We start from the raw sequence: 12,417 nt of genomic DNA, 5'->3' as shown, positions 1-12,417 counted from the left end.
AGGCCGGCAACCCCGCGTTCTACAAGAAGGACGACGGCACCTACGAGCTCGACCGCGACGGCCATCGCATCCCCGTGATGGAATGGGTGGTGCAGGACTCCGAGGAGTACCAGTGGCAGCTGTACCCCGGCGAGGAGCTGCGCGAAGTGTACACCGGCGACCAGGCGGCTGCCGGCACCTACCTGTTCCGCGACGTGTCCAGCTACGTGATCGACCCGCGCGACACCCGTGATGTGGCCGACGACTACAAGACCAAGCGCTTGGCCGGCTACCGTCTGCGCGTGGATCAGGAGGACATGGCCAACCTGGACGAGGACTACGCCATCACCATCCGCGACGCCTTCCAGAAGACGACCGGTTCCGAGGGCCAGTCCATCGGCACCGATTCCGACGCCATGACCAAGCCTGTGGCCACCACCGTCATGCGCCAGGCCGATGCCGCCACGGTGAACGCCGTGGATAGCACCGAGTACTTCCGCTACGACGCCGCCTCCGGCGACTACGTGGCCACGACCGCCGATTTCGAGGGCGATCTGTACACCAAGGTGACCGATATCGAGAACGGTGCGCCGGTGGACATCTACGTGAAGGTGGAGGGCAAGGCGCCCACGGCGCCCGCGGCCCCGACCGATCCTGCGGCGCCCACGGTGCCGGCGTCCGGCACCCAGAACGCCGACGGCACCAACGACTTCGGCGGCAGCACCTATGCCTACTATCTGAACGAGAAGGGCAGCCAGCCCGAGACCGGCTCGTTCACCGACGGCTACATCGTGCTGGCCACGGTGGGCCAGCACGCGGCGAGCCCGGCGGCCTTCACCGAGTACAACGAAGACGAGACGGTGGACATCACCTACACCACCACCTACCGCAACGCCACCGAGACCACCCAGATCCTGAAGCTGACCGATCCGTTCCCCGAGGGCAACCTGCCCGCGGGCGCGGCCTCGAAGTTCGTGAGCGCTGCGGGCTCCTACACCCTGGACGGCACCACGGTGCCCGTGACCGGCGTGGTGGGCAAGGACGCGCAGCTGGGTGATGCTGTGGTGTTCCAGAACATCACCCTGAAGCCCGGCGAGACCGTCACCATCAAGGTGCGCTACCGGTTCGTGGCCACCCGCACGGTGACTCATGCCGTCACGGTGTCGGGCGGTCCGGACGGCGATGTGGAGACCAACACCATCGCCCATAAGGTCAAGCGCGACCTGGAGCGCATCAAGCCGAAGTACCCGCAGTTCAAGGGCGGCATGATCGACGATGCCGACATCATCATCCGCGACGAGGTAACCGACCAGATCCAGCAGACCATCAAGCCGAGCATCCCGACGCCCAACGTGGTGGGGATGACCTATGCCCAGGCCGTCACTGCCATCGAGGCCGCCGGTCTCACCATCGGCCGCATCACCTACGAGATGCCGGTGACCGTGGCCCCGCCGGCTACCGCCACCCCGGGCACCGTGATCCGCCAGATCACCCCGGCCGGCTCGCTGAAGCACGCCAGCGCCCCGGTGGAAGTGGTCGTCTACGGCACCAAGGCCCTGGAGGACTCCGGCGTGGTCACCGAGAAGGTGAACCGCTACGCTTCCAACGAGGACGTGGAGAAGGCCCTGGACAACCTGTGGAGCAACGTGTCCACGCTGAAGGCCCAGATTCCCAAGAAGCCCACCGAGCCGGTGAACCCCGACGAGCTGGATCCCGACAAGAACGAGAAGTACGATCCCGAGAAGTTCCTGACCGGCGTGGAGCCCGGCACGGCCCCCACCGACGACCAGCTGGCTGCGGCCGAGCAGGCCGCCAACCTGGCGTGGCTGGCCGACTGGCAGCTGTTCTGCGCCAGCTACTACGACGTGATCGGTTTCGGCTACTACGATGCCAACGACAACGGCAACCTGCGCATCCTGCCCACCGACGAGAACGCCGCCGAGGTGAAGCAGCCCTACACCAAGGAGGGCATCATCCTGACGGGCAACAGCGACAAGGAAGCCTTCCTGGCCTACAAGAACGCCTACGAGGGCGCTCCGGGCAAGGAGTACGTGGTCAACAGGCCCGATCCGGACAAGCACACCAACACGACCATCACGACGCTGCCCGACTTCCCCGGCTACAAGAAGATCTACGACACGCTGAAGGCCGAGTACGACTTGCGCGTAGCCCGCTACGAGGCGGCGCTGGCCATCTTCAACACATTGAACGACGAGTTCAACACCTATAAGAGCGACTACAAGCACTACCTGTCCGAGAAGCTGGCCTACGAGTCGGAGCAGGACTACAGCACCGGCAAGCTGCTGGACGGCCAGACCGTGAAGAAGGAGCCCGGCAGCCTGAACCCGGACGACGATCCGCTGGCGGCCACGGCCCCGGTCATCTACGACATGGGCGACGCGGCCCGTCTGTACAACTGGGATATCGGCCTGGTGCCGGTGCCCCGCTCGAGCATCGCCGGCAAGGTGTGGGACGACTCGCACTACACCGAGGTGCCCGCTCCCGTCGCTCCGGTGCGCGCCGACTTCGCCACCGACGACGAGTACAACGGCGCTGTGGCCACCTACAACGCCGATCTGGCCCAGTGGAAGGCCAATGCCGAGAAGAGCTACAACGGCATCCAGGACACTGGCGAGCCCGGCATGGTCGGCGAGACCGTGTACCTGACCCAGTGGTACTACCTGCCGCTGGCCAACCTGAACGCCGGCGCCGGCGACCTGTCCAACCCGGACGACACCTCCTTCCAGTGGAAGGCCGATGCGGCTTTGGCCGAGCTGGCCGCGAAGTGGGCCGCCGGCACCCTTTCCGCCGAGGACGAGGCGGCCCTGACCGAGGCGGCCAAGAAGGCCGGCGTGCCCGTGACCTACGCTACCGACGAGGACGGCAACGCCACCGACGTGGTGGACTCCATAGCCGACTTCGAGCCCGCCAGCGATGGCTCGGGCTTCTGGGTGCGCAACATGGAGTTCGGCCACGACAAGCTGACCGGCCGCTTCAAGACCGAGACCTACCGGGACGAGACCTCCGACGAGATCATCACCACGACCGAGTTTTTGGGTCCGCGTTCCACCGATTCGTGGTACGTGGAGGGCAAGCGCGGCGTGGTGGCCGTGAAGACCGCCGACGCCACGGTGGCCTCCGAGGAGGGCGCCGACGGCACCGTGACCGAGACCGTGGACGAGACGACCCGCGGCACCTATAAGTTCGATCACCTGCCCGCAGCCTACACCGCTCCCGACGGCGGCCACTACCTGGCCTCCTACCGCGTGGAGCTGGCGAAGACCCGCGAGGTGGACACCGACGCGGCCCATGTGGCCGACGATGCCAAGTGGCTGCTGTCCCGCTACCACCAGCCCCTGCGCACCGGTGCCGATCTGGTGCTGAACCTGGCCGAGGGCGTGGTGGCCGATATGAACGACGCCGCCCAGGTGGAGGCCCTGCGCAAGTGGGCCGACTCCGATGCGGCCAGCACCCGCGGCGCGGCCGACGGCCTGGCCCTCACCGCCGATGACACCGTGGTGTCCATCAACGGCACCTCCTACACCGGCACCCGTGCCCACACGGGCCATATCGTGCTGGCAGGTGAGGCGGCCGATACCCGCAACAGCAACATCGACGTGCGCACCCGCGGCGTGGATCTGGTGGCCTCCCGCGTGACCGTGCCGGTGACCGACCTGGTGGACGTGGCCGTGACCGGGGATGCGGTGACCGATCCCAACCTGCTGGTGCCCACCGATCGCTACATTACCTACGACTGGCTGAGCTACCGCTCCAAGACCGATGCTCTGGGCAACGTGATCACCGAGGAGGTGCCCGAAGTCGACCGCAACGGCAATCCGGTGCTGGACGCCTCCGGCAAGCCGAAGGTGACCGAGGTGCCCGTGCGCGAGGTGTTCGGCGGCGACGCCGGCGAGGTGGCGCCCCCGAACCAGGCCATTTCCGGCGTGGTATGGAACGACGCCGACAACGACGGCATGCGCGGCGTGGCTACAGCCGACGGGTCGGGCCGCGAGCTGGCCGAGGGCGAGGAGATGCTCGCCGGCATCCAGCTGACCCTGGAGCGCTACTACTACGCGCTGGACGACGCGAATGCCACCTGGACCTACGATGCCGACTGGGCCTCCAACGACGGCGACTACGCTACCGATCCCACGGTGGGCCTGGCCGGCCATAACACCCTGGGCGCCTACGTGGAGCCCGACCCCGAGCCCGAGCTGGACGAGGACGGCAACCCCATCGAGCCCGAGGAGGACGAGGGCGCCGACGAGCCCGCCGAGCCGGCCGAGCCCGCCACCCATAACACGGTGACCGACGAGGACGGCGCCTACCGCTTCGACAACCTGAAGAGCCAGGGCTTCGTGATGGTGCCCGTGGCCGCGCCGGCCGCCGACGCCGACGGCACGGTGCCCGTGGTAGACGGCGACGGCGCGACGCTGTACGTGCGCACCGAGGCCGCCAAGCCCGGTCGCATCGAGTACGTGGCCGCCGACGACGCCACGGCCGCCGACGCCCAGCGCTACGTGAAGAAGCGCGCGGTGTTCGGCTACAAGGTGCGCGTGACCGACGAGAACTGGTGGAACCGCTACTGGGGTACGGCGAAGTACCTCCAGGGCGACGACTACAGCCTTGACGGCACCGACTACTTGGCCGACTCCGATCTCGTGCACGAGACCGGGTATCTGATGGCCGCCGCCGAGGACGGCGTGCCCGCCGAGTACACGGTGCTGCTGGATGCGGCCACGGCCACGTCTCCCACCGAGAACGACGCGGCCATCGCCAATCCGAACCATGCCGCCATCAACACCATCGACCGCTACGGCGACAACGTGCGCTACGGCACCGCCGATGAGGGCTACGAGCCCCGCGACGGCGAGACCAAGATCGTGCCCGACGTGTACACCACCGGCGCGGTGGATGCCCACAACAAGACTGCGGCCGATGAGGACAAGCTGACGTTTGCGGCCACCACCACCTTCGACATGGCCCGCGGAGCCGACCGTGCCGGCAACGACGCCGGTCTGCGCGAGCCGGTGTTCGAGTCCATCGAGGGCATCGTGTTCCACGACGCCGACTACGACGGCCTCTACGCCGCCGACGAGAACACCGCCGATGCGGGCCTGGCCGGCAAGCGCGTCATCCTGAAGCAGTGGTACTGGGCCCCCGTGCCCGTGGAGGCCGAGGGCGATGGCGAGGGCGCCGAGGGCGAGACCCCGGACGTTCCCACCACCGCCGACGACGCCGAGGCCGGCGACGGCGCGGAGGGCGAGGGCGACGCTGAGCCTGCCTACCAGTGGCAGTGGGTGCTCAATCCCGCCTTCGGCAACGACAACTACACCTGGGCCGCCGGCAACACCGCCGATGTGCCCCACGAGTCGCTGACCGCCATCGACGGCGGCACCTACGATGCGGCCCTCGGCGCGGTGTACACCTTCACCGACGACGGCGCGGCCACCGCGGCCGACGGCGCCGGTGCGGCTGCGGTGCGCGGGCACTACGACTTCTCCAGCCTGCCCACCCGCTACGTGGCCGACCGCCGGGCCGAGGGAGCCGACACCTCCAAGCCCGCCGCCGAGTACCTGGCCGGCTACACCGTGGAGGTGCTGGGAGGTCCTGTGACCTCCACCAACGCCGAGGCCATCCAGGGCCTGCCCGCCACGCTGCTGCAGCAGGGCTCGCTGGAAACCGACGAGGTGAACTCCAAGGCCATCTCGGCTCTGGCCGCCAAGGGCAACGACGCCTACGTGGACGGCAACTACCCGGTGCGCTGGAACGAGCTGACCGTGCAGAACCCGGCCGCCGACGAGGACTTCAACGCCAAGGCCACCCTGGACGGCAAGATCGTGCTGGCCGCCCGGGCCCAGGCCAACAAGCTGGCCGGCGATGGCGACGAGCCGGAGCTGACCATCTCGGCCGTGGCCGCCGAGGGCATCACCGGCACCGGCGCCACCCGCAACGCCGCGGCCACCAACCGCGCCCAGGCTGCCACCGCCGCCGCCCGCGGCACGGCCAAGCAGTACTACGTGGAACAGACCCGCGATGCGGCCGCCGCCGGCTCCAAGGACGGCGCGGACGTGCCCGCCGCCGAGGATGTGACCGTGCGCTTCGACATGAGCCGCGGCCAGTCCGAGGTGCGCATGAACGCCGGCTTCGGCGAGTACGGCTACACCGAGATCAACGGCAAGGTGTGGCGCGACGAGAACTTCGACGGCATCTTGAACCCCGGCGAGGAGCTGCTGACTAACGGTGTCCTGTCCATCACCCAGTGGTTCTGGGTGACCGACGAGGCCCTGATCGCCGCCTTCGATGCCGACCCGGCCAACTACGAGGTGGACCGCCGCACCAACACGGTGACCCGCGCGGCCGACGGCACGCCGGATAAGACCGAGCAGGGCGCGTGGATTCACGTGAAGGAGGGCTCCGACAAGTCGAGCTTCGCGCGCGACGATGCCTACACCGACAACCGCACCGGCGACGGCGAGGGCGTCTATCGCTTCAAGCAGCTGCCGAGCTTCGTGTACGTGCTGACCGACACCGTGGAGGCCCCGGCCGAGCCCGATCCGGACGCCGACCCCGACGCGCCTGCCCCCGAGCCGGTGCGCACGGTGGCCGTCGATCGCATCCTGCAGCCCAACGACACTACGGCCGACGATGTGACCGAGGCCAACGCCGCCTCCCTCGACCAGCTGTACCTGTGCGCCTACCGCATCACCATGGCCGATGTGGCGCCCGACTTCGCGCTGACCACCCCGCACGTGGGCGTCAACGTGGACAAGAAGGTGCTGCCCAGCGACATGACCGCCATCACGGTGACCAAGGACGGGGCTCCCTTGGAGGAGTCCGACTCCGATGCCATCCGCAACGACGACCGTGTGATCCAGATCGTGCAGGAGTACTTCGACAACTCGCTCGATCTGCTGCCGGGCGACGACCACATGTCCGACGCCGCGGGCAACGCCACCAACTGTCGCACCGACGGCTACGTGATCGTGGCCAAGCGGGGAGACGCCTCGCAGCACTACCAGTACGAGGAGATCTACAATTCCGTGGCCTACGACGTGCCCCGTCCCATGGGTGAGCAGCGCGGCGGCGAGGCCGGCCTGGTGAAGATTCCGCGCTCGGCTCTGACGGGCCGGGTGTGGGACGACACCGGCGTCAAGACCGACGACGGCGCGGGCAATGCCGTGCTGAACGAGAACGGCCAGCCGGTGTACAACTACGCCACGGGCTACAACGGCGTCCAGGACGACGGCGAGTCGGGCATTCCCGGTCAGACCCTGTACCTCACCCAGTGGTTCTGGGTGCCCGGCGACGAGTGGGTGCGCTTCGCGAGCCTGCATCCCGAGCTGGCGGCCACCGTTGACGCGAACGTGAAGCGCAAGGAGTCCGGCGAGGGCGACGATGCGGCCGTGACCTGGGACACCTCTGCTGTGGTGGCTCCCGCCGAGGAAGTGGGCGGCTACTGGGTGCACAACACCGCCTTCGGTTCCGACACCTTCACGTCGAACCTGTACAGCCGCGGCACTGGCGAGGACGTGGCACCCATCGTGTACGACAACGCTACGGGCAAGCCGTTGGCCTACCAGGATGCCGCCAACGGCGTGCTGAAGGTGACCACCGACGATGAGGGCCGCTACACGGTGACGAACCTGCCCACGGCCTATGTGACCGACAACGACGATACCTACTACCTGGCTTCCTACCGCGTGGAGCTGGCCGAGCTGTACCACGACCACAGCAACGCCATCGACGACACCGAGAACCAGTGGATCCTCACCCGCTACCACGCCGACGGCGCGGACGCGGCGAAGACGGCCACGGTGAACAACGCCGCATCGGTGGTGTCCGACTCCGACGTGGCCAGCGAGGTGGACTTCGGCATCGCCGGCGGCATGGTGGTGGCCGGCCGCGTGAGCGGCGACTCTACTGGCGTGGCTTCCGATGCGGCCGATGCCTCCGGCACCACCCGCACCCACGACGGTCAGGTGATCCTGGCCCGCCAGGTGACCGATCTGGACGTGAAGCCCTCGGTGGACGAGGACGGCAACTACTCCGACGGCGACCGCAATGCCTGGGTGTCGCTGCCGGCCGGCCAGGGCGCGGGCCGCGAGGTGGAGACCTACAGCTGGATTTCCGACCCCGATGCCGTTGGCGGCACGGGCGAGCGCACCGTGGTGCCGGTGAAGCCCGGCTCCGATGAGACCGTGGTGGCCGTGGAGGCCGGCGACATCGGCCAGGTGCAGCAGCCGCGCCAGAGCATCTTCGGCACCATCTGGAACGATGCCAACAACGACGGCCTGTACAATGCTGGCGCGCTTACCGTTGATCCCATCACGGGTGACTCGCTGACGCCGGATGGTGAGAAGCTGCTGGCCGGTGAGAAGGTGGTGCTGGAGCGCTTCACCATCACCGCCAAGCGCACCGAGAACGGCTCCTTTGCCGTGGCCGAGGGCGCCACCTGGACGCGCGACACCGATTGGGCCGACGCTGATTCGTGGGAGGCGTACGAGAAAGACCCGGTGAACGGTCTGAAGAAGACCTTCACCGCGGCCGACGGTACCACCAAGAAGGAGTACGACCGCACGGCGACCACCGATAAGAACGGCCGCTTCGCCTTCAACGACCTGCCCAGCTACGTGATGGTGCCCGGCGCCACCACGGCCGCCGATACGCTGGTGCTGTACGGCTACCGCCTGCGGGTGATCGCGCCGGATTGGTGGGATCGCTACTACGACACCGCCAAGTACCTGGTGGCCGGCGGCGTGAACAGCTTCGCCGTGGATTCCGACCTCATTCACGAGGACGGCTACCTGATGGCCCCCGGCCAGTACGACGTGCTGCTGAACGTGGTGACCGACGAGTCGCCCGTCAGCAACCACCTGGTGGCCCCCTCGTCGAAGAACATGAACCAGAACTCTGCCGACCGCTACGGCAACGCCCCGAAGGCCACCGCCGCGGACAAACTGGTGAGTGCCGGCAACCTGAAGCCCGCTGCCGGCGAAGATGGCGTCGAGGCACCGGCGGCCGGCGAGCCCACGGCCGCGGTGAACCTGACCTACGACCTGGGCCTCGGCGCGAACCGCGACGACAACGACGCGGGTATGCGCACGCCCATCAACCAGGCCATTAGCGGTGTGGTGTTCCAGGATGCCTCGGGCAAGGCCACCAACTTGGCCGCTACCGACTACAACGGCAAGCGCGAGGAGGGCGAGCCCGGCATCGCCGACAAGAAGGTCATCCTGAAGCAGTGGTACCTCACCGAGGACGGCTGGAAGCAGAACACCGCCTTCGGCAACGACAACTACACTCGCGCCGAGACCATCGACGGCGACGCCGCCACCGAGAACCACGCCAACCGCAAGGTCATCCCCGGTTCCACCTACGATGAGAAACTGGGCGGCGTGTGGGTGCTCACCGCCGACGGCAAGCCCGCCGACGACGGCACCGTGGTGGAGGAGGGCCGCTACTGGTTCAAGCAGCTGCCCACCCGATACGTGCAGAAGCACCAGGGCACCCAGCCCGGCCGCCAGTACCTGGCCGGCTACACCGTGGAGCTGGCCGGCGGCAACGGCGAGAACGACATGCAGGGCGCGGTGGCCACGCTGCTACAGCAGGGCAAGGGCGTTGACGACATCGTGAACTCCCAGGCCTACAGCGGTCAGCGCACCGTGGCCGGCATCAACCTGGCCGACGGGGTGACCACGACCTACGCCGCCAACAACTACCCGCTGGTGTGGAACGAACGCACCGCCCAGGACACCTACGGCACCACCGTTGAGGGCGAGGGCGATGACGCCGTCGTCACCGGCACCGCATACACGAAGCACAACATCCAGGGCATGATCGTGCTGGCCGGCGCCTCCGACGCCGAGAGCGCGAACGTGGCCGAGGCCGTGGTGGCCGTGGACGCCGACGGCAACGTGGTGGATGCGGCGACCGAGGGCGCGCTCGTGTTCGACTGGACGCGCGGCCGCGACGAGGTGAACCTGAACGGCGGCTTCGGCTTCTACGGCACCGGCAAGGTGGGCGGCTTCGTGTTCCAGGACAAGAACGTGGACGGCTTCTACACCCTGCGCGAGCCCGTGGAGCTGAAGGAGGACTACAACTCCACCGACGAGAATGCGAAGGTGTACTACGACGCCGACGGCAACAAGGTGATCACGGCCTCGGCCGGCACCACCGTGTTCGAGGACACGGGAGATGTGCCCGTGGCCGGCGAGACGGTGCAGGTGGCCCAGTGGTTCTTCGTGCCGAAGGACGAGACCAAACTCATCGTGGACCTGAAGGCCGCGGGCTTCACCTTCGACGAGGCCACCACGTCCGACGGCGTGTGGTTCAAGTCGAAGACCTTCAGCTACCGCACCCACCTGTCCGAGCTGCCGGAGGTGGGCGAGGGCGACGCCGCTGCGCGCCTGGCCCTGGACGGCCGCATCAAGGTGGATGCCAACGGCTACTTCGAGGGCACCTTCACCGGCGTCGACGGCACCTACGCCTTCGACGAGCTGGCCAGCTACGTGTACGTGGACAAGCTGACGGTGGGCGAGGGCGATGACGCCGTGACCACCCTGAGCGACATCCAGCCCTACTTCGCCAACCGCGATCATGTGAACCTGCCCGTGGACGAGGACGGCACAGTGAAGGTGATCGGCGCCAAGCCGGCGGCCCAGGCCGACGAGGACGGCGACGACGAGAACACCGGTGGCAACGAGAGCACCGAGGACGGCAACGGCGACAACGAGGGCAACGGCGGAAACGACGGTAACGAGGGCAACGGCGGTAGCGAGGGCGGCAACGGCGGTGCGACCGAGCCGGTCTTCCCGGCCATCGACGCGGCCGACGATCCTCTGCTGGCAAACGCCCAGCAGGTGACCTCCGACAAGCTGTACATGACCGGCTACCGCCTGGTGCTGGACGAGGTGGAGCCTGATTACGCCATCACGTTCCCGCACGAGTCGATGAACCCCGATCTGACCCACGACGCCGACCACAACATGACCAACGACTCCGACGCCCTGCGCGGCGCCGGCAACGTCATCAACCTGTACGAGCAGTACGATGCTGCCAACGCCTACGGCACGGCCGAGACGTCGGGCGACCGTTTCGCCGAGCTGCAGAATCGCTACGGCACCAATCCGCGTCATGACGGCTACGCCATCGTGGCCAGCGAGCTGACCGACAAGGTGGAAGGCGACGCCCGCGGCCAGTACCAGATGAACAACGGCGCCGCGGCCGGGAACACCACCGCCTTCTACAACGGCAAGCGCTACGACCTGCCGCGCCCGACCACCAATCTGGTGGCCGGCGGTGATGCGGGCCTGGTGGAGCTCTTGAAGGGCGAGGTGACCGGGCGTGTGTGGGACGACGCCGACTACGACGGCGTGCAGGCCACCAAGGAGGTCACCGAGACGGTGGACGGCAAGGAGGTGACCTCGGTGGTGCCCGACACTGCCAAGGAGCCCGGCATCGCCGATCAGGAGATGCGCATCACCCAGTGGATCTACGTGTCCGCCGACAAGTGGCGCGCCTTCGCCGCGAACCACGGCGATCTGGTGGCGGCCTCCATCGAGGATGTGCGCGCCGCGGCCAAGGCCGACTCCGCCGAGGCGGAGATTCCGCTGACGGGTGCCGACGGCACTCCGATTGTGGGCGCCGACGGGGCGGCCCTGACCGCTCCCGGCGAGCTGCGCGAGGGCGTGTGGGTCCGCAACATCATCTTCGGCGAGGACCGCTACACCGCGCTCACCAGCACGGTGACCGAGCTGGACGAGACCGACCCGGACAACCCGGTCATGGTGCAGAAGGTGTTCCATAAGCCTTATATGACCGGCTCGTTCTACAACGGCAACGGCGTGGTGTCGGTGTGGACCGGCGACGGCAGCCAGAAGACCGACTTTAACGGCAACGACGTGGTGGACGCCGACGGCAACCCCGTGATGACCACCCCGGGCGTCTACGCCTTCGACAACCTGCCCACCGTGGCCGTGGTGCAGTCGGCCGACAAGCTGTCCGACGAGTTCTACCTGGCGGCCTACCGCCTGGAGATCCCGGCCATGAACGTGACCGTGGCCGGCGACGCGGCGGCCATCGCCGATTCCGCCAACGACACGTGGCTGCTCACCCGCTACCACGATGCCTCCAACGAGGACATCGCGCTCGACTCCGACGTGGCCGACCTCACCGACGCCAGCCGCGGCGTGTCGGGCGGCTGGGTGGTGGCCCAGCAGAACAACGACGCCGACAAGACCCGCCGCCAGAACAACGGCCAGATCATCCTGTCCGCTCAGGTGGCCGAGGGCGAGCGCAACCCGAATACCTCCGAAGAGGTGGACAAGAACGAGAATATGGACCAGAACAAGGTCATCTACGACTGGATGAAGGAGGCCAACGGCCAGAGCGTGCACCACGGCGGCGACGTGGGCGAGGTGCGCCCGCCCTACGAGA

1 protein-coding gene (cut by both window edges) is annotated in these 12,417 nt (G+C 67.7%); it reads left to right on the top strand.

All 12,417 nt of this window come from inside a single coding sequence — locus G503_RS13360, PASTA domain-containing protein, on the top strand. Of the gene's 66,816 coding nucleotides, 41,899 precede the window and 12,500 follow it; the stretch shown corresponds to coding positions 41,900-54,316, spanning codon 13,967 (partial) through codon 18,106 (partial); the first codon wholly inside the window starts at position 3. The start codon and the stop codon both lie outside this window.

The organism is Adlercreutzia mucosicola DSM 19490, from assembly GCF_000422625.1.
Lineage (GTDB): Bacteria > Actinomycetota > Coriobacteriia > Coriobacteriales > Eggerthellaceae > Adlercreutzia > Adlercreutzia mucosicola.
Note: the sequence above shows the minus strand (reverse complement) of the source record. Positions and strands in the feature narration are given on the sequence as shown.